The sequence below is a fragment of the Helicobacter brantae genome (assembly GCF_003364205.1).
Lineage (GTDB): Bacteria > Campylobacterota > Campylobacteria > Campylobacterales > Helicobacteraceae > Helicobacter_G > Helicobacter_G brantae.
The window spans coordinates 49,093-69,004 of the sequence record NZ_NXLV01000004.1; the positions used below are offsets into that span (position 1 = coordinate 49,093).

Genomic DNA, 19,912 nt, shown 5'->3' on the forward strand with positions numbered 1-19,912 from the left:
AAGTTACAAACGAGTTAAAACCCTTTTGATTCCCTCAAACACCAAAGAAATTTCCTCTTCATTGATGATATAAGGAGGCATAAAATAAATCGTATTTCCCAATGGTCGCAAAAGCAATCCCTCTTTTAGGGCGTGTTTGTAAAACTCAAATCCTGCTCTTTTGTAGGGAAGATTGCATAAATCAAAGGCAAAGATCATCCCTAAAGAGCGGATATTTTCTACAATTTCAAACTCTCTCAAGCTTTGCAAATGTGAGAGGATAAACTCTCTTTTGAGTTTATTGCCCTCAAGAATGTTTTCATTTTCAAAGATATCTAAAGTCGCATTAGCACACGCAATCGCCAAAGCATTGCCTGTATAACTATGAGAGTGTAAAAATGCCTTTTGACTCTCATAATCATCATAAAAAACTTCAAAAATTTTATTGTGAGTTACAACCACAGAGAGGGGCAAATATCCTGCTGTGATTCCCTTGCTTAGGCACAAAAAGTCAGGGATTACACCACATTGCTCAAAAGCAAACAAGCTCCCCACTCTTCCAAATCCCACTGCAATCTCATCAAAAATAATATCAATCCCATAATCTTTGCAAAGTCTGCAAGCCTCTTGGATATATAAAGGAGAGTAGATTTTCATTCCTCCTGCACATTGAAGCAGTGGCTCTAAGATAAAAGCTGAAATATTAGCCCCCTCTTTTTGGAGAATGCCTCTTAGTGCTTCTAGGGCTTGAGGGATTAAGTCCTCACTATAAGGTGTGGGAGTGGTTAGAGTTTGGAAGAGTAGAGGGCTATAAGTGTCTTTATAAAGCCCCACATCTCCCACACTCAAAGCCCCCAAAGTTTCGCCGTGATAGGAGTTACTTAAAGTGAGGAATTTCTCTCTTTTCTCTCCTAGAATTAGGTGTTTGTGAAAGCTCATCTTCAGTGCAACCTCAATCGCACTTGAGCCATTATCAGCATAAAAGCATTTATCAAATTGATGATTGAGGACTTGGAGCAATCGCTGAGAGTATTGCACTATGCCTGTATGAGAGAATCCTGCTAAGATGACATGCTCTAGCTTTTGGGCTTGTTCTTGAAGTTTGGAGTTAATATAGGGGTGAGAGTGTCCAAAGAGATTAACCCACCAACTACTAATACAATCAATATAAGCCCTATCTTCACTATCATAAAGATACACACCCTTTCCTGATTTGATAAGAATAGGGGGAAGCATTTCGTGATCTTTGTGTTGGGTGCAAGGATGCCAAATGGGTGAGGAAATATACTTTTGCATAAAAAACTCCATTTTTGTTTTGATAAAAAACTTTCACTTGTTATAATTCACAATTTTAAAATAAAAATGCTTACAAATTTCTTCATAGATATAAGGAAAACTGATGATTGAGTGGATGCAGAAGCACAAAAAATGGCTTGTAGTTACAATTTGGATTAGCACGATTGCCTTTATCGCTGCTGGAATGGTGGGGTGGGGAAGTCTGAACTTCAGCCTAGATCAAGGTGTGGTTGCAAAAGTGGGAGATGTGAAAGTTACACAACGACAATTTGACAACCAATTCCGACAGATTTTTGCCCAATACAATAGCGACGGGGGATTGGATTTGCAAAAGGCAAAAGAATTGGGGCTAGAAAAACTTGCACTTGATCTTGTGATTCAGAGGGCTTTGCTTCAAAATTTTGCCAATGAAATGGGAATCTATGTCAGTGAGAAAGAAGTGCAGAGCGAGATTGCAAAACTAGAGTTTTTTCAAGAAAAAGACTTGCTAGGACAAAGTAAGTTTTCACTCAAACTCTATCAAGACTTGCTTAAGCAAAACAATATTGCTCCCTCAGATTTTGAGCAAGATATCAAAGATGATTTGCTTATCAAAAAAGCCCTAACACTTCTGCCTCCACTACAAATCACAAACCTTGAAGAAGAGACATTTTTATTCCCCTTTCAAATCCAAGATGAGCTAAAAATCAAAATTCTCTCCCTCTCTCAAATCCACCCTAAGCCCACAAAAGAAGAGATAGAGAGCTTTTGGAAGGACAATCAAGAGCAATTTACTTATCCAGCAGAATATAAGATTGAATACCTTATCGTTCCTGAAGAAGATCAAAAGCCCACCCAAGAGGATTTACAAAAACTCTATGAGGACACAAAAAGTCAGTTTTTAGATGAAAATGGCAATATCAAGCCTTTCAAAGAAGTGCTAGAAGAGCTAAAAGAGCAGAAAAAGAGTGAAATGGCTGAAGAGAAGGCTTTGTTAGAGTATGTCAAACTCAAAGAGAGCAAAGAGCTTTATGGATTGGTGGATACCTTGATTGAAGGGGAGAAAAAGCTTGGTTTGGAAGTGCAAGAAGCCATAGAGGGGGCAAATGTAGGAGATACAATCAATCCTATCAAAACTGCTGAGGGGTATGTGGTTGTCAAGCTTATAGAGAAAAAGCCTCAAAGCAAAAAAACTTATGAAGATGCAAAAGAAGAGGCAAAAGAGCTTTTAGTGCAAAAGCTCAAACAAGAGCAACTCATCGCTTTGGCTAAAGAGAGTGTCGCACAAGGATTTAGGGGGGAGAGTATAGGGTATGTGGATTTAATGCAATTCAAATCAATCAAAGGATTGGATTCTCAAGAGAGTATGGCACTTACTTCAAGAGTGTTAAGCTCTCAAACTCCAAGAGGTTATGTGCTTTTGGGTGAGAAAGCCGTAGTGTTTGAGGTCATCAAGCAAAAACTCAAAGAGAGTATTTCTCAAGAAGTGAGTGCAAATAGTAGGCAGTTGGTTGAGATGTTTAAGGATTCAATGATTAGAAAAGACTTCTTTAAATATCTTGAAAATAAGTATAAAATAATACAGCTAAAAACACTTTAGGAGCGGATTTTGAAACAAACAATTATGGCAGTGGATATTGGATCAAGCAATATTACTTGTTTGATTGCAGAAGTTGTAGAGGGGTCTCCAAAGATTATAGGTTCAGGAATCTCAAAATCTCAAGGGATTCGTAAGGGGGCAATTATCCATATTGAACAAGCTGCACAATCCATAAAAAGTGCAATTGAAGATGCCAAAATGATGGCCGGAGTTGAGATTAAGAGGGCCATTATTTCTATCTCAGGTGTTTATGCAAAAAGTCGCAATGCTTCAGGTGTGGTAACAGTGCCTAGTGGAGAGATTGGAGTCAATGAGATTCGACGCTCAATTCATGGGGCTTTGCATAATGCAATGATTCCAGGTGAGCGTGAGGTGATTCATATTTTGCCCTATCAGTTTATCATCGATGATCAAGAATATGTTGATGATCCCAATGGAATGAGTGGAAGCCGATTAAAAACCAATGTGCATATTGTTACTTTGCCAAAAACGGTTTTAGACAATCTAAGAAGAGTAACAAAATTCATAGGCATTGAGATTGAAAGCATTGTGCTTTCTTCTTATGCCACTTCTATTGCCGTGCTTAATGATGATGAGAAAGAGCTAGGTGTGGCCTGTATTGATATGGGGGGAAGCACTTGTGATGTGATGATTTATAGTGGAAGCTCAATGTGTTATGATGAGGTTTTGCCAGTGGGATCTCACAATATCACCAATGACATTGCCACGGTTTTTAATACACCTTTTGATTCTGCTGAAACACTCAAAATTGAGTATGGTGATGTGGCTTATCAAAAAAGAGAAAATCAAGATATCCCCCCACTCAAAATCCCCTCCATCGGCTCAGATGATAAAAAGCGAGTGATTACTTTGCAAGAGTTATCCAAAGTCATTCTATATCGCTTGGCAGAAACGCTCAATTTCCTTTATATGATGATTGAACGCAATGAGTTGCGTCCTCAAATTGGGGCAGGTGTGGTTTTTACAGGAGGGTTAGTCAAGCTTAAGGGAACTGAAGAAATGATTGAGAGTATCTTTCAAGACTATCCTATTCGTATCGCCTTTCCAAAGGCGATTGAGGGCTTAGATGAGAGCTTGAGAGATCCAAGTTGTTCTGTTGCTGTGGGGCTTATTATGTATGGAAGTGGGGGCTTTACAAACTATGAAATCGATTCAGAAAAGAGATTGAAGACAAAAAGAAGTCGGCTCTCTCAAGATGATATGAGAGAATTTTCTAGCGATTCTAAAAAAAGAGAAGATATTGCAAGTGTATTTGAAGATGAAATACCAAAACAAGATGAAGAGCAAAAGCCACAAAAGAAAGGCTGGTTTCAAAAATTTAAAGATCAATTTTTATAAGAGAGGTATGAAATGGAAAATATTGTTGTTGAAGAAATCCAACCAGTTTTTGGAGCAAAGATTACAGCTATTGGCGTAGGAGGTGGTGGCTCAAATGCTATTAGCAATCTTGTTAGCACAATGGGAAGTCATCCATGTGTGAAGATCGTTGCTGCCAATACCGACAAACAGCACTTAGATCTCTCTCCTGCAAATTATAAAATCCGATTGGGAGAGGAGAGGACAAGAGGACTTGGTGCAGGAATGCGTCCTGAAGTGGGAAGAGAAGCAGCTGAAGAGAGTAGAGAAGAGATTAGAGAGATGCTCCAAGGCTCTGATATTGTTTTTATTGCCACAGGTTTAGGTGGAGGGACAGGGACAGGAGCTTCTCCTGTGATTGCAGAAGTAGCAAAAGAGATTGGAGCACTCACAGTCTCTATCGTAACCAAACCCTTCAAAAGTGAAGGGCCCAAAAAAGCAAGACTAGCTGAAGAGGGATTAGCCAAGCTTAGGGAGATGAGCGATTCAATCATTGTCGTTCCCAATGAAAAGCTTATCCCTATCATTCCAAGAAATGCAGGAAAGGTAGAGTGTTATAAAATCGTTGATGATGTGCTTGTAAGAGCAGTTACTGGGATTGCAGGGGTAATGCTCAATTATGAGGCCAATAATATGAATCTTGACTTTGCAGATATTGAAACTGTAATGGGGCATAAAGGCTTGGCATTGATGGGGATTGGAGAGAGCGAGGGGGAAAATGCAGCGACTTCAGCAGTAGAAGATGCACTTAAATCTCCTTTGCTTGAGAGTGTGTCGATTCAAGGGGCAATGGGAATCCTAGTCAATTTTGAAACTCACCCTGATTATTCATTCTTAGAGCTTAATGAGGCAGAAACTTATATCCAAGAGTTTGCTCATCCCGAAGCAGATGTGAAGTTTGGGACAATTTCACGCCCTGAAATGTCAGAAAATCACGTGCGTGTAACAATCATTGCCACAGGATTTGAAAAAGATGTAATGCCAAGCAAAGAAGAAAAACAAGACTTTCAAGAAGAGAAACAAAAGCAACAAATGAAACAAGCCATTTCAACAGAGTTTCACCCAAGAGAGTTGTTTGGGCAAAATTATGATCAAGATAATTTAGATTATCCCACAATTTTGCGTCGCCCCCCTCAAAAATCTAACTAATACTTCTCAAAAGAATTTCTTTTTGGTTGGGGAGCTCTCCCCTAATCACTTTTTCTAGTAGATTTTCTAAAATCTCTCCGATTTTCTCTCTCTCATATCCCAAAGATGCAATATCGTTGCCATTGACTTTGAGATCTTTGAGAGAAAAACACTCATCAGCAATCATTAGATTTTGCAAGGTTTTATAAACTCCTTTAGTATCCTTGCCTAGAAGTTTTTGAAGCTCTAATAGGGCAGTAAAATTATCATATCCCATGCTCTTAAGCAAAAACTTGATTGAGATTTTGTCATTCTCTAGTGTTTGTTCTTTGTATCTTAGAAGAATCTCTGTGCGTTTTTGTGTAGTTTTGTCAATCTTTAGTCTTTGCAATGCTCCTAGCTCTTGTTCTGAGCTAAGGATATAGGCAAAGAGGATAGAGAGATTTGAGATTTTGTGCTTAAAGGGTTTTTTGAGCTCAGGGAAGACTTGAGTGTAAATGGGGGCAAAGGTTGAGAAGTATTTACTCCAAAATGAGGTTTGAAAAATCCCAAGCAATTCTTCTCTTATCCTCTCTTGTGAGATATGAGAGAGCAGGGGAGAGCAAGTTAGGGCAGAGTGGAGCGTGTCTTTTTGGGGAGTGAAATCAAACCTTGAGCTAAATCTCACTAGCCTTAAAATCCTCAATGCATCTTCTTGAAATCTCATCTTTGCCTCTCCCACACAAGAGATAATCCCTCTCTCTAAATCCTCTCTTCCCCCAAATGGATCATAAAATCCTGATTTTGTATGGTAAGCAATGGCATTGATTGTGAAATCTCTTCTTTTGAGATCCTCATCTATCTCTTTGCAAAAGCTTACTTTTGGGTGGCGATAGTCTTGATAGTCTAGCTCTGTGCGAAAAGTGGTGGCTTGGATAATCCCCATAGGAGTTTTTATCCCAATCGTCCCATACTTTGCTCCTAGCTCAATAGAGTTTGGGAAAATCTCCAAAACCTCACTAGGAGTAGCAGGAGTGCAGATATCCCAATCTTTTGGAGAAAGTTTGAGTAGAAAATCTCTTACACAACCCCCTACAAGATAGGAGGGAAAGCCTTTTTTCTCTAGTGTATCAAGAATTTCAAGCACACTTGAGGGGATAAACTCTCTCATCACTTAAACACACGAGCAAAAAGTGCATCAACATTTTTGAGATAATACTCACTCTCAAAGCACTCTCTAATGCACTTCTCCCCCACAATCCCCACCAATTCATTATCTTCTAAAAGATATTGCAAAAATAGGCTCTCTCCCCTCTCATTGATTGCACTTTTTCCCTCTCCCAAAGCCTCCCATACTTTCATTGCATTGCGTTGGACGATTTTATAACTCTCTTCTCTTGAAAGTCCTTTTTTGGGAAGCTCTAAAAGGACGCGTTGAGAGAAGACTAGCCCACCTGTGAGATTGAGATTTTTAAGCATATTTTTGGGATAGACAATGAGATTTTTGAGTAAATCACTTAAGCGAGTAAGCATAAAATCCGTAGTAATAAAGCTATCAGGTAAGATAAATCGCTCCACAGAGCTATGAGAAATATCCCTCTCGTGCCACAGGGCGACATTTTCCATTGCAGGGATTGCATAGGAGCGAATGATGCGACAAAGCCCTGTGATATTTTCACTTAACACTGGATTTCTTTTGTGAGGCATAGCTGAGCTTCCTTTTTGCCCTTTTGAGAAAAACTCTTCAGCCTCATATACTTCAGTTCTTTGAAAGTGCCTAATTGCCACAGCAATTTTCTCACAACTACTTGCCAAAAGTGCCAAATCACTTATCACTCTAGCATATCTATCTCTTTGAATGACTTGATTACTCATTGGAGCAGGGCTAAGTCCCAACTCTTTGCAAACAAACTCTTCAAGCTCTAATGGAGAGTGAGCCATATTCCCCATTGCTCCACTGATTTGCCCTACACTAATGGTTTTAAGAGAGTGTTTGAGAGCTTCTTGGTGGCGTGAGATTTCATCATACCATATCCCTAGCACTAGCCCAAAAGTGATAGGCTCTCCGTGGATTCCATGACTTCTTCCCACCATTAGAGTGTATTTATGCTCCTCTGCCCTCTCTTTGATGACAGCCTTTAGGGTGTCAATATCTTGTAAGATGAGTTTTAGAGAATCTCTAATCTGCAATGCATTGGCTGTATCGATACAATCACTGCTTGTTACCCCATAATGCACCCAGCGACTCTCTTCCCCCAAAGACTTTGCCACAGAGGTGGTAAAAGCGATTAAGTCGTGTTTGGTAACTTTTTCTATCTCATCAATCTCATTGATATCAAATTTGGCATTTTTGATGATTTTCTCCATATCCTCATCAGGGATAAGTCCGAGTTTATTCCACCCTTTAACGATTGCTTTTTCTACTTCAAGCCACGCTTGATATTTGGCATTAAGATCCCATTTTTTACTCATTTCTTCTCTTGCATAGCGACTAACCATTTGTTTGCTCCTCACTTTTTGGTTTTTATCGTTACAATCCTATCTAAAAAACTTTGGTGGATTGAATGGAATTGATTGCTTTACTCACTCAAAATAATGTCGCAGGTTTTTTGCTTTTGCTTTTGCGTTTTAGTGGACTCTTTGCTTTTTTTCCTTTTTTTGAGAATCAGCTTGTGCCTGTGAGCGTGAGAGGGGCGTTGAGCTTTTTTTGCACGATTTTATTTCTCCCTCTTTTGCCCAATGTGAATTATGAGCTGAGTTTGGTGGAGTTTGTCATCGCTGGAGCAATGGAGATTATGCTAGGGTTTGTAAGTGGGCTAGTGCTAAATTTTGTCTTTCACGCTATCACTTTTGGAGGGGATTTGATGAGTTTTTCAATGGGATTGACAATGGCAAGTGCTTATGATCCTGTTAGTGGAGCTCAAAAGCCTATCATCGCTCAAATTATCGCAATGCTTGCACTTGTGATTGCTCTAACTCTTGACTTGCACCATACGCTTTTTTTGCTTGTGGCTGAGAGCTTGCCTCATTTTCTGCTTGGCACTTTTGCCCTTAACTCTCAAATCATAGAGTATTGTGTGAGTGCTTTTATGGGAATGATTATTATCGGTTTTACTATGGCTTTTCCGATTATGGGAATCTTGCTTTTGAGTGATATTATCTTTGGAATGATTATGAAGACAAACCCGCAATTCAACCTCCTAGCAATGGGATTCCCTATCAAGATTGCCATAGGATTTTTTGTCATCACTATTGTTGTGCCCTCAATCATCTACCACTTCCAAAGTGATTTGGTTCAAGCTTTGGAGTTTTTGAAAGCGATGTTTTTAAATCATTAGTAAGGAGTGCATTGAGAAAACATTAGCTTATAGGTTTGCAATGCTTTTTCTATGCTTTGGGGGTTGGAAGTCATCATTAGTGTTTCATAGTTGTTTTCAAAGGCATTTTTACTCCAGTTTGCTGAGCCTAAAATCAGCACGCTTCTATCAATGATTGCCATTTTTTGATGCATTAAGCCTTTGTATTTGCCATTGCCTTTTCCTGAGAGGAGGCAGGTTTGGATATTTTTGTATTTGGAGAGATAGCCAATAGTGGATTTTGGATTTTTTTGATTGCTCTCTAGGTCATAAATGATATTGATAGACACCCCACGCCTTGCTGTATCTCTAAGTGCTTTGGCGATTTCTTTGTTGGTAAAGCTATAAATTGAGATATTGATATTTTCCTTTGCACCTTTAATCAAAGAGATGAGATGAGTGAGGGCAGTTTTTTGCTCATAGGGCATAAAATAAACAATCTCATTGGCAAAACACAGACTAAAAAATGCAAAATATAGACAAAAAATGCGAAAAAATTTCAAATTTTTCTCCTCTCTGAAATAAACTTCAAATATTAGCAGTTATAATCTTAAAGAAAAAAATAAAATTGGAGTTTTGGGTGAAAATCTTACTAATCAATACAAACCAAGTCGTGCAAAAACTCATAGAAGTTACGACAAAAAAAATCGAATGCGAACTTATCACACGCGATACACTCAAAGATGTTGAGAGCCATTGTGTGGGGTGTGATTTGGTCGTCATCGATGATGAAATGCTCAATGGCTATCAAGGAGGAGGACTATCATTTGAGAGCAAATCTCTCTTGCTCTACTCTCTCAACAACCAACACCCCCTTCTTTTGGACGCTTTCACTTATAGTATCAAAAAGCCTTTTTTGCCTAATGAATTTTTGAATATCCTTGTGGGAATCAGGCAAGAAGATGAGGCAAGAGAAAAGCAAGAAGCTCAATTTCTTGATGAAAAAGAAATGCTTGCTCATATTGATGAAGATGATGAAGAGGATTTTGATCAATTATTGAGGGATTTGAAAATCGGACACATAGGAGAGGAAAAACAAGAAGAAAAAAATGATGAAGATGAGTTACTTTCTAATCTTTTAGATGAAGATTTGCAAGAAGATTTACAAAAAGATGAGCATACTTTACCTGAACCTGAACCTGAACCTGAACCTGAACCTGAACCTGAACCTGAACCTGAACCTGAACCTGAACCTGAACCAGAGGCAATGGAGCAGGAGGCTTTGGAGGATTTAGCACAAGAGCTAGACACTCAGCAACAAGCAATTACAAAAGAAGAAGAACTTCTTGATCAACTAGAATTAGAGAATCTCCAAAACCTCAAACACCTAGAAGAGATTGAGAATATTGAGAATATTGAGAATATTGAGAATATTGAGAATATTGAGAATATTGAGAGTGATGAGAGTGATGAGAGTGATGAGAGTGATGAGAGTGATGAGAGTGATGAGAGTGATGAGAGTGATGAGTGGGAGAAACTTCTTGCCAAAAATCAAGGAAGCATTCTCAATCCTAGCGACATTCAAGAGGTTCAAGAGCTTCTCTCCCAAGTGCAAGATCACAAAGAAGAACTCCCTACAAATCTCTCTTTGCTTCAAGCAATCTTTAGCTCCAAAACTCCCAAAGAGATTAGAGAGGTTTTAGATGGAATGGATGTAACCATTCATATTTCATTTTCAAAAAAGGAGGATAAATGAGTGCTATTCTCATTCTCTCAGGTCCTAGTGGAAGTGGCAAAAGCACTTTGTGTTCGGCAATCTCTCAGCATATAGAAAATGTATATTTCTCAATCTCCTCTACCACAAGGAAGCCAAGAGAGGGGGAGATGGAAGGGAGAGAATACCACTTTTTAAGTCAAGAGGAATTTTTGAGAGATGTAGAGGAGAATAAGTTTTTGGAATGGGCTCAAGTGCATACCAATTACTATGGCACTTCTTTGCGTCCTGTGGAAAAAGCATTGAGTGAGGGCAAAATCGTTGTCTTTGATGTGGATGTGCAAGGACACCATAGTATCAAAAAGCACTATGGCAAACTTGCCACTTCAGTATTTATCACCACTCCTACAAAAAAAGTTTTATCACAGAGGCTCAAAAATCGCAAAACCGATGAGCAGGACATTATCGAGTTGCGTTTGATGCACGCATATAATGAAATGCAACATATTGATGAGTTTGATTATTTGATTGTCAATGACGATATTGAGGAGGCTAAAAGCTCCATAATTGCAATCACTCAAAGCCTAAGATGCAAACAAACTCCTCATCAAACAAAAAAAATACTCAAAGAGTGGATTGAGTAAGGGTATAATAAACAAAATCTAAGTCAAGGAGATTAAAATGGCACCAAGTGCAACACAAATTTTGATTGTATTACTTATCGTGATTTTGCTTTTTGGAGCGAAGAAGATTCCAGAGCTTGCCAAAGGAATGGGAAGTGGGATTAAGAACTTCAAAAAAGCAATGAAAGAAGATGAAGAAGAAGTGGCAAAAAATGTCGAGGACAAAACAAGTGAGAGTGTGAAAACAGCTCAAGCAAAAGAAGAGGAAAAACAAGCCTAATGCTTTACTCCAAAGTCAAAGCTAGACTTGATGAGGTTTTGGGCTGTGATGTTGTGCTAGAGCGTCCAAAAAACAAAGATTTTGGACACTTTGCCACACCTGTGGCTTTTGTTTTGGCAAAAGTTGAGAGAAAGAATCCAAAAGAGTTGAGTGAGCAAATCGCCCAAAAGCTTAGAGGCATTGAGCTTTTTAAACAAGTGGATACTCTCAATGGCTATATCAATCTCACACTCAAAGAAGAAATCTTTATCCAAGCCTTAGAGGAGATTATCTCTAGTGGATTTAAACCTTGCAAAAAAAATGGTGAGAAGATTTTGCTAGAGTATGTCAGTGCTAATCCTACAGGACCTTTGCATATCGGACACGCTAGAGGAGCAGTTTTTGGCGATGCACTCTATAAAATCGGAAATTTTTTGGGCTATGAGATAGTCAGTGAGTATTATATCAATGACGCAGGGGCTCAAATCTCAATGCTAGGACTTTCTATCTTTCTAGCAGGAAGAGAGAATGTTTTGGGAGTTGAGGTAATCTATCCTGAAGAGTATTATCGAGGAGATTATATCATTGAGCTTGCAAAAGAGGCAAGCAAGAAGTTTGGCAAAGAGATTTTTGAGAGTGAGGAGAGTATTGCTACACTTTCGGAGTTTGGCAAAGATTTGATGCTAGAAGAGATCAAAAACAATCTTGCAAGTGTGGGGATTACTTTTGATTCTTTTGTGAGTGAAAAATCTTTGTATTCAAGGTGGAGTGAGGTTTTAGCCAAACTTCAAAGCAATGGGGGGATTTATGAGAGTGAGGGGAAATTGTGGCTAAAGTCAAGCGAGTATGGAGATGAGAAAGATAGAGTGGTGGTGCGAGAGAGTGGAGAGCCAACTTACCTAGCAGGGGATATCATCTATCATCAAGATAAATTCCAAAGAGATTATGATCACTATATCAATATTTGGGGAGCAGATCATCACGGTTATATCGCAAGAGTGAAGGCTTCTATCGAGTTTTTGGGCTTTGATAGCTCTAAATTAGAAGTTTTGCTCTCTCAAATGGTCAAGCTTCTCAAAAATGGCTCACCTTATAAAATGAGCAAAAGAGCAGGGAATTTTATCTTGATGCAAGATGTGGTGGAGGATATTGGAGCTGATGCATTGAGATTTGTTTTCCTCTCCAAAAAAGCTGATACAAGCTTAGAGTTTGATGTCAATGATTTGAGCAAAGAAGATAGCTCAAATCCGATTTTTTATATCAATTATGCCAATGCAAGGATTTGCACTTTGATTGAGAAGAGTTCAAAAAGCCTTGAAGAGATTAAAAATGCTCCTCTCAATGCCCTCAGCCCACAAGAAGAGTATTTGGTGTTTCTCTCCACTCAACTCCCTCAAGTCTTAAGCAGTGCATTTTTTGAACGCTCTCCACTCAAAGTCTGTGATTATCTCAAAAATCTTGCAAGTGAATTACACGCATTTTATAATGCCCAAAAGATTTTAGGAGAAGAGAGAGAAGAGCAGAAGCTCAAGGTCTTGCTAGGTGTTTCTGTGGCTTTGGAGAGTGCACTTAGGCTTCTAGGAATCCAAGCCAAGAAAAAAATGTAAATGAAAGAGTTTTTCAAAAATTTTATGCCCTACATTAGAGGGCATTATCCTTTGTTTATCCTTGCAGTCCTCTCAGGCATCTTTGCAGCACTTTGCACAGCAGGGGTAACTTATCTAGTCAAACCGATGCTTGATGAGGTTTTTGTAGATAAAGATGTTAGCAAACTTGCCTTAATCCCCTTTTTGCTAATGTTAGCCTACATTGGCAAAGCCATTGGCTCTTATGCTCAAAGCTATATTATGAGTTATGTTGGGGAGGATATTGTCAGACAGATTCGAGACAAAATGCTCTCTCATATGCTTTTTTTGGATTTGTCTTTTTTCAATAAAAATCGCAATGGAGAGCTAATCGCTAGGATTACCAATGATATCGGTCTTATTCGTTCAGCAGTTTCTTCTACTTTTACTGAGTTTGTAAGAGAGGGGATTACAGCTATTGCACTTATTGGTGTAGTGATTTATCAAAGCCCAAAATTAGCTTTAATTGGACTAGTAATCTTGCCTTTGTCCATCTTGCCCATCTCACTCATCATTCGCCGATTAAAAAAGGTTTCCAAAAAAGCTCAAGAAAAAAATGCGGATATCACTTCTAATCTCAATGAAATATTTAATAATGTTGAGATGATTAAAGTCAATAGTGCAGAAGAGCTAGAGTCTCAAAAATTCAAAAATGAAAACCAAGAGTTTTTTAAAATCAATATGAAAAACACATTGGTTGGGACTATGGATACTCCGGTGATGGAAATCTTGGGAGCTTTAGCAATCGGAGCTGTGCTGTATATAGGAGGAAAAAGCGTGATTGATGGTACACTCACGGTGGGTGAGTTTTTTTCATTTAATACTGCTCTTTTTATGGCTTACACTCCTATTAAGCGATTGCTCAATTGTGTGGTGAGAATGCAGAGTGCAATCGTGGCAAACAAAAGGATTTTAGAGATTTTCTCTCAACACTCTCAAATCACTGATGGAGAAAGAGAATTAAGTGAGGAGATAAAAGAAATTGCCTTTAGTAATGTGAGTTTTAAATACGATGAGGAAGAGGTGCTATCTCATATCTCTTGTGAGTTCAAAAAAGATTCAATCACTGCACTTGTGGGAAAAAGTGGGAGTGGAAAAAGCACTTTGATTGCCCTCTTGCTTAGGCTTTATGATGTCAATAATGGAGAAATCTCAATCAACTCTACCCCACTCAAAGACTATAAAATCAAAAGTTTAAGATCTAGGATTTCAGTGGTGAATCAAAGGATTTTTATCCTCAATGATAGCATTGCCAAAAATGTGGCTTATGGAAGTGAGGTGGATAGCAAAAGGGTTGAGTGGGCACTCAAGCAAGCAATGGCGTGGGAGTTTGTAGAGAGTTTGTCTGAGGGGATTGAGACAAGGCTTGATGAATTTGGCACCAATCTTAGTGGAGGACAACGCCAAAGGATTGCTATTGCAAGGGCGTTATATAAAGATTCCCAAATCCTTATCCTTGATGAGGCGACAAGTGCATTAGATGAGAAAACAGAAGAGGCGATTAAGCACACAATCGATCTTATACGCAAAGATAAAATCATCATTCTCATTGCTCATCGCCCTAGCACTATTGAGCTAGCCGATCAGATTTTAAGAATTGAGAATGGAAAGCTTACCAATGCTTAAAGCCTATATTATCAATCTCTCTAGTGCAAAAGAACGCAAAGAAAGAATGCAAGAGGAGATTGCAAGAGTAGGGGAGCAAAAGATAATTGAGTTTTGCTTCTATGAAGCGATTGCTGCGGGGAGTGAGAAGTTTAGGGAGTATCAAGCTCATTATAAAAGAGATTTTCTCACTCAACTCTATCGAGGAAAAAGACTAAGTGATGGAGAAAAGGCTTGTTTTGCTTCCCATTATTCTCTTTGGCAAAAGTGTGTAAGTGAAAATAGAGCAATGCTAGTCTTAGAAGATGATATTACTTTTTTAGATGGATTTTTAGAGCAGATTCAAAGGATTGAGAGTGCAGGTGTGGATTTTGTGCGATTGATGAGTTTTTTTCAGAAAAAAAGCACCCCTTTTAATGATTTTCTCAATCTTACAAAAGAGAATATCTGTGGCACTCAAGGCTATTATCTCACCCCCAAAGGAGCAAAAAAACTTCTAGCCAAAAGCAATCTTTGGCTTTGCCCTGTGGATAATTATCTAGATAAAAGCTATATTCACACTCTCCCCAATCTCATTTCAAATCCTGAGATAATTAAAGAGATGCCTTTGGGCTCTTGTATAGGGGGGGGGGGAAGAGATTGCAAACCTACATTGTTTTTTATCATTACAAGAGAAATCAGTGCAAGTTTAGAGTTTGTCTGGAAGAAGTTATATGATTTTTATATGTTGATTTTTTTGCAAAAAGGAAAGTGATGGTAAAGATTTTTTGTGGGAGCTTGATATCTAATAAAAATAAAGAAGTGTTAGAGAAAAAATACAATCAAGAAATTGAGTGGATTATAGATAAAGAAAAAATAAAAGAGGCTCATCTTGTATTGTTTCCATCATTAAATCAAATACAGGAAGCTAAAAGAATTGGAATTCCTTTTTATTTTTCAAAAAATTCAAAAATCAAAAAAGTGAGATTCTTTTTCAAACAAATTTTGAGGGAATTCTTGGATAATCTATTGCTTTTTAGGATAATCCCCCCCCCCCCATACAGAGAAAGTAATAGTATTGAAAGTTGATGCGATTGGAGATTATATTCTTTTTAGAAATTTTCTTAAGCCCCTAAGTGAGAAATTTGGAAAGATAACACTTGTTGCCAATAAAGGATGTCAGGAGATTGTAGAGCAATGTGATATGCAATTTGTGGATGAAGTAATCTATTTTGAGAGAAAAAAATTCACAAACAACCTTTGGTATCGTATTGGGTTATTAAGGAAACTACGTCAAAAATCTTTTCAGGCATTGATTCATCCTACATATGGCAGGGATTATTGTGGAGAAGATCTTGCACGAAACATTATTGCATTGAAAAAAATCGCTCCAAAAGGAGATTGCTCTAATGTGATTGATTTTCATAAAAAAAGATTTGAGAGAAATTATACAGACTTGTTATCCAATGCTGATGGATTGATGTTTGAATTTGATAGAAATGCTGAATTTATTTCACAAATCTGCGAAATAAAAGACATTGAGCTGTCAATTGATTTTCCAGAATGGGACATTTCTTGTTTTGGGCTGTCTTCTCAATATGTTGTGTTTTTTATCGGAGCTTCTACTTCATGTAGAAAATGGAGTGTTGAAAGATTGTGCGATTTGGCAGAGGTTTTGAGAAATGATTTGGAAATCGTAATATGTGGTGGATTTGAAGAGTGGGAAAGAGGGGAGAGAATCAAAGGGCAATTAAATGGGCGAAATATAAAAAATTTATGTGGAAAGACATCTTTGGTTGAACTTGGTCTGATTTTACAAAAAAGTGAATTTGTTGTGAGCAATGAAACATCTTGTGTTCATCTTTATATGGGGTTAAAGGATAAGAAAAAGATTTATGTCCTAAGTGCTGGGAATACGATTGTGAGATTTGCTCCGTATCCACAGAAATATTCTTCATTTTATAGGGCTATCTTTCACCCTTTTATTTGTAAAAACTTTGAAAGATTTTGTTGGATTGCTGAGCACATTACACATTCTGGTGGTGGATTGGAGATTAATCAAATTGAACATCTTCAGGTTTTAGATCAAATCAAAGAGGATTTTCCTCATTATGTAAAAATATAAAATCTCAACTTTATCTACAAGGACATAGGCTTTAGGATATAATAGATCTTTATCTTTGTATTTTATAGGCTTAAAAAATGGTAAAAAAATATTTTGGATTCAATACTTCTCTTTCATTGCTCTTTTGTTTTTTGTTTCTTGGAACCACCATTAGATGGACTACCACAAGCATAGAGATTTTGGTTTTTATTTTTATGGTGAGTCTTTATTTTTTTAAGAAAAAAAAAGAAGTATTTGTCTTAAAAATTCCAAGAGAGCAACAAATTTTTTTATATGCATTAATTTTTGTTTTGTTTAGCTATCTCTTGACTTTTGTGTTAGGGAAGGGGTGGGAATTAGAGAGTATAAAAAGACCAGGTTATCCCTCATTGACAGATTTAGATATTCCTACGCGATATTTTTTGGGCATTTTTATTGTTTTATTGTTTTTAAAGTTGAAATTCAATCTCAACAAGAGAATTATTGCGTATTGTGTCGGTATAGGTGCAATTATAAATGGATGTTTTGCTTTGTATGAGCGATACATTTTGGGAATGCAAAGAGTTGATGCTTTTGTGGGTATTGCAGAAATGGCAACCGCTTCATCACTATTGTGTTTGTTTAGTGTAATTTTCTATGCTTTTTCCACATCAAAAAAAGAACAGATTTTTTTTGCTATCGCCTCTCTTTTTGCTTTTAGTGCCTCTTTTTCTACGGCAGCAAGATCGGCAATGATTAGTCTACTTATAGCCTTTTGTATTTTGCAGATTGTTTTTTTGTTTAAGAATAAAAGAATGTTTAAAAAAACTTTTGTAGCAATAGGGGGAATGCTGATTGTTTTTTCTTTGCTTTGGGCCTTTCCTGTGGGGAAAGATACTTTCAGATTGCAACAAATTCAAGTTGATATTGATCAGTATGCCAAAGATAATCCTCAGACAAGCATTGGGATGAGATTTGAGATGTGGAAAGAGGCATGGACGATGCTAAAAATATCTCCAGTTTATGGAATGAGCACAGCAATGATTGCAAAGCGAACAAATGAAATTATCCAAAAAAGTGGAAGCAGAATTAGATCTGAGAATGATTTGGGGGTAAGAGGGACTAAGCATAGTCAAATTATGGAGGCATTGGCAAAGAGAGGGATTGTTGGTTTATTAGCTTTATTGTTGTTTTGGTGGACATCACTTCGAATGTTTGGTTATAACTTATCTCAATGTCAAGGTGAGGAGTTAAAATATAGAATTTGTGGTTTTTTGACAATTCTGTATTTTATTTTTATCAACTCTTTCACTGGAGAGCCTTGGGATTCTATGGTTGATACTCCGATGATTATCCTTTTGTGCTCACTTTTTTTAAAATTTATCAATCAGGAAACAAATGAAAAAGAAAATTTCAGTCACTATCATTGCTAAAAACGCCCAAAAAACCCTTTTTGAATGCCTAAAGAGCGTAGAGAGATTTGATGAAGTGATTTTGCTAGATAACCAAAGCAGTGATGATACGCTAAAAATCGCTAGAGAGTTTAGCAATGTCAAAGTCTATCAAAGTGAGTTTATCGGCTTTGGAGCACTCAAAAATCTAGCAATTTCTTATGCCAAGAATGATTGGATACTCTCTCTTGATAGTGATGAGGTTGTTGAAGAAGATTTGCTTAATGAAATTGAAAATCTAAATTTTGAATTGGGGAAATATTATTCTTTTTCACGCAAGAATTATTTTCATGGAAAATGGGTAAAGTGTTGTGGTTGGTATCCAGATCGGGTAAAGAGGATTTTTAACAAAACAGAAATTGGTTATCGAGAAAAATTAGTTCATGAAGGGCTTCAAACAGGGAAAGCAAAAGAGATAAAACTTAAGGGGTCTGTGAAGCATTATACGATGGAGAACATTGATAATATTCTCTCAAAAATGAATCGTTACACCTCATTGAGTGCAAAAGAAATGAAAGAAAGAGGAAAGAGGGGGAGTGCTATTGGTGGGATTGGGAGATTTGTTTTTGTTTTTGTCAAAGATTATTTCTTTAGAATGGGGTGGAGATATGGTTATAGGGGGTTTGTCATTGCGTGGTGTAATGCAAGTGGAGCAATGTTTAAATATCTCAAACTTTATGAAATGGAACAAAAATGAATATTTGTATTGTATTAAGAGATATTACAGAAAAAGGAGGAGGAGAGAGAGTATGTGTCAATTTGGCCAATGCACTTTCTTTAGAGCATAGGGTTAGAATCATTAGTTACTATAAGTCTCAAAACTCCCCTATTTATGCACTCAATCCCCAAGTTCAGGTCGAATATTTGGAGAGATGTGGAGAAAGAAGCGGAGGTAAAATAGGATATTTATTTAAGAAGATTTTTTATCGCTATATTCTCACATTGAAGGCAAGAAAAAGCTTTAAGCAAGATGACATTATTATCGCAAATGATCGTGCATTGGCTCAAATATTCAAACTTAAGGATAAGAAATATATTCGTATTTGGCATTTAAATTTCCCAAAAAGGAAGCGAAATTTAGATTTCTTTGATGAAGTAGTTATCCTTTCTCATAAAGAAGAAAAAAAGTGGAAACAATGTCATCCCCACATTAGTGTTATTCCCAATTTCTTACCCACATTTCCCACAAAACAAGCCGATTCTTCTTCAAAAATTTGTCTAAGTGTCGGAAGAATGGATAGGGGGGATCAAAAAGGTTTTTTGCGTTTGGTGGATATTTTTGCAAAGATTCAACCAAAAATTAAAGATTGGAAGCTTTATATTGTGGGTGAAGGAACTTTAAAAGAAGAAATAAAAAATAAGATTGATACTTATGGTTTGCAAGATTGTATTTTCTTAAAACCCTTTACTCCAGAGATACAAAAAGAGTATTTACAAGCCTCACTTTATGTGATGAGTAGTCATTTTGAAGGATTGCCATTGGTTTTGCTTGAGAGTGGAAGTTATGGTTTGCCTAGTGTTGCTTTTGATATCTGTGCTGGACCAAGTGATATTATTGAGGATGAAAAAACTGGTTTTTTGATTGAAGATGGAGATTTAGAGGGTTTTGCTTCAAAAATGGAGATTTTGATGCAAAACCAAGAGTTAAGAAGAGATATGGGACAAAGAGCAAAAGAAAGGATACAAGCCCAATTCTCTCAAGAAAAAATCTTAGAAGAATGGAATAAGCTTTTTACTCAACTTCAAATCCGCAATCTTCAATCGCCTCTTTGATTTGCTCAATACTTGCTGGGAGGGAGAAAGCCACCTTTACCTCTTTGCTAGGCAAAAGGCATTCAATCTCTTGCACCCCTTCAACTTCTTGAAGAAAATTTGTGATTTTACTCACACAATGAGAGCAATTCATTTGAGGGACTTTGAGGGTGATTGTATTCATAAA

At 37.4% G+C, this 19,912-nt stretch carries 20 protein-coding genes; 15 read left to right on the forward strand and 5 right to left on the reverse strand.

Annotated elements, in window-relative coordinates:
* Positions 1-3 precede the first annotated feature (3 nt).
* Positions 4-1,275 (reverse strand): adenosylmethionine--8-amino-7-oxononanoate transaminase, encoded by a 1,272-nt coding sequence (locus tag CQA58_RS03175; protein ID WP_245942754.1) that lies wholly within the window; start codon positions 1,273-1,275, stop codon positions 4-6.
* 103 nt (positions 1,276-1,378) lie between these two features.
* Here CQA58_RS03175 and CQA58_RS03180 point away from each other — a divergent pair, with 103 nt between their 5' ends.
* From CQA58_RS03180 to ftsZ, 3 genes are read left to right on the forward strand one after another with little or no spacing between them, the layout of a single operon-like run.
* Positions 1,379-2,854 carry a peptidylprolyl isomerase gene (locus CQA58_RS03180; protein ID WP_115569276.1) on the forward strand — a complete coding sequence of 492 codons (1,476 nt, stop codon included), beginning with the start codon at positions 1,379-1,381 and terminating at the stop codon, positions 2,852-2,854.
* A 9-nt stretch (positions 2,855-2,863) separates the two neighbouring features.
* Entirely contained in the window at positions 2,864-4,213 is a 1,350-nt protein-coding gene (ftsA, locus tag CQA58_RS03185; protein WP_115569277.1) for a cell division protein FtsA, read from the forward strand.
* Positions 4,214-4,225: 12 nt separating this feature from the next.
* A complete protein-coding gene (gene ftsZ, locus CQA58_RS03190; protein WP_115569278.1) occupies positions 4,226-5,380 on the forward strand; it encodes a cell division protein FtsZ in 1,155 nt (384 codons plus the stop codon).
* On the opposite strand, the gene CQA58_RS03195 is transcribed toward ftsZ, so the two are convergent.
* Positions 5,373-6,509: a CCA tRNA nucleotidyltransferase gene (locus CQA58_RS03195; RefSeq protein WP_115569279.1), complete on the reverse strand. Its 1,137-nt coding sequence runs from the start codon at positions 6,507-6,509 to the stop codon at positions 5,373-5,375. The two genes, ftsZ and CQA58_RS03195, sit on opposite strands and share 8 nt — an antisense overlap.
* Positions 6,509-7,837, reverse strand: a complete 1,329-nt coding sequence (gene purB, locus CQA58_RS03200) for an adenylosuccinate lyase (protein WP_115569280.1) — start codon at positions 7,835-7,837, stop codon at positions 6,509-6,511. The genes CQA58_RS03195 and purB overlap by 1 nt, the downstream gene beginning before the upstream one ends.
* A 65-nt stretch (positions 7,838-7,902) precedes the next feature.
* Between purB and fliR the strand changes: the two genes are divergently transcribed.
* A complete protein-coding gene (gene fliR / locus CQA58_RS03205) occupies positions 7,903-8,676 on the forward strand; it encodes a flagellar biosynthetic protein FliR (RefSeq protein WP_115569281.1) in 774 nt (257 codons plus the stop codon).
* On the opposite strand, the gene CQA58_RS03210 is transcribed toward fliR, so the two are convergent.
* Positions 8,673-9,197, reverse strand: a complete 525-nt coding sequence (locus CQA58_RS03210) for a phospholipase D-like domain-containing protein (RefSeq protein ID WP_425454671.1) — start codon at positions 9,195-9,197, stop codon at positions 8,673-8,675. The two genes, fliR and CQA58_RS03210, sit on opposite strands and share 4 nt — an antisense overlap.
* Positions 9,198-9,274: 77 nt before the next feature.
* Here CQA58_RS03210 and CQA58_RS08155 point away from each other — a divergent pair, with 77 nt between their 5' ends.
* From CQA58_RS08155 to CQA58_RS03275, 11 genes are all read left to right on the forward strand, one after another.
* Complete coding sequence (locus CQA58_RS08155; protein WP_147288598.1) at positions 9,275-10,390, forward strand: hypothetical protein; 1,116 nt, start codon at positions 9,275-9,277, stop codon at positions 10,388-10,390.
* Positions 10,387-10,992, forward strand: coding sequence for a guanylate kinase (gmk, locus tag CQA58_RS03230; RefSeq protein ID WP_115569285.1), 606 nt, complete (start codon positions 10,387-10,389; stop codon positions 10,990-10,992). Before CQA58_RS08155 ends, gmk begins: the two co-directional genes overlap by 4 nt.
* Positions 10,993-11,029: 37 nt before the next feature.
* Entirely contained in the window at positions 11,030-11,251 is a 222-nt protein-coding gene (locus tag CQA58_RS03235; RefSeq protein ID WP_115569286.1) for a twin-arginine translocase TatA/TatE family subunit, read from the forward strand.
* Positions 11,251-12,837 carry an arginine--tRNA ligase gene (argS, locus tag CQA58_RS03240; RefSeq protein ID WP_115569287.1) on the forward strand — a complete coding sequence of 529 codons (1,587 nt, stop codon included), beginning with the start codon at positions 11,251-11,253 and terminating at the stop codon, positions 12,835-12,837. Before CQA58_RS03235 ends, argS begins: the two co-directional genes overlap by 1 nt.
* Entirely contained in the window at positions 12,838-14,481 is a 1,644-nt protein-coding gene (locus CQA58_RS03245) for an ABC transporter ATP-binding protein (protein WP_115569288.1), read from the forward strand.
* Positions 14,459-15,214, forward strand: coding sequence for a glycosyltransferase family 25 protein (locus CQA58_RS03250; protein WP_115569289.1), 756 nt, complete (start codon positions 14,459-14,461; stop codon positions 15,212-15,214). The genes CQA58_RS03245 and CQA58_RS03250 overlap by 23 nt, the downstream gene beginning before the upstream one ends.
* Positions 15,214-15,528, forward strand: coding sequence for a hypothetical protein (locus CQA58_RS03255; protein WP_115569290.1), 315 nt, complete (start codon positions 15,214-15,216; stop codon positions 15,526-15,528). The genes CQA58_RS03250 and CQA58_RS03255 overlap by 1 nt, the downstream gene beginning before the upstream one ends.
* Positions 15,518-16,564: a glycosyltransferase family 9 protein gene (locus tag CQA58_RS03260; protein ID WP_115569291.1), complete on the forward strand. Its 1,047-nt coding sequence runs from the start codon at positions 15,518-15,520 to the stop codon at positions 16,562-16,564. Before CQA58_RS03255 ends, CQA58_RS03260 begins: the two co-directional genes overlap by 11 nt.
* 422 nt (positions 16,565-16,986) lie before the next feature.
* A complete protein-coding gene (locus tag CQA58_RS03265; protein ID WP_170126729.1) occupies positions 16,987-17,955 on the forward strand; it encodes an O-antigen ligase family protein in 969 nt (322 codons plus the stop codon).
* Positions 17,921-18,670, forward strand: a complete 750-nt coding sequence (locus CQA58_RS03270; protein WP_115569293.1) for a glycosyltransferase family 2 protein — start codon at positions 17,921-17,923, stop codon at positions 18,668-18,670. Before CQA58_RS03265 ends, CQA58_RS03270 begins: the two co-directional genes overlap by 35 nt.
* A complete protein-coding gene (locus CQA58_RS03275; protein ID WP_115569294.1) occupies positions 18,667-19,746 on the forward strand; it encodes a glycosyltransferase family 4 protein in 1,080 nt (359 codons plus the stop codon). Before CQA58_RS03270 ends, CQA58_RS03275 begins: the two co-directional genes overlap by 4 nt.
* Here the strand turns inward: CQA58_RS03275 and CQA58_RS03280 are convergent.
* Positions 19,706-19,909 (reverse strand): heavy-metal-associated domain-containing protein, encoded by a 204-nt coding sequence (locus CQA58_RS03280; RefSeq protein ID WP_115569295.1) that lies wholly within the window; start codon positions 19,907-19,909, stop codon positions 19,706-19,708. The genes CQA58_RS03275 and CQA58_RS03280 overlap by 41 nt on opposite strands.
* Between the last annotated feature and the right edge of the window lie 3 nt (positions 19,910-19,912).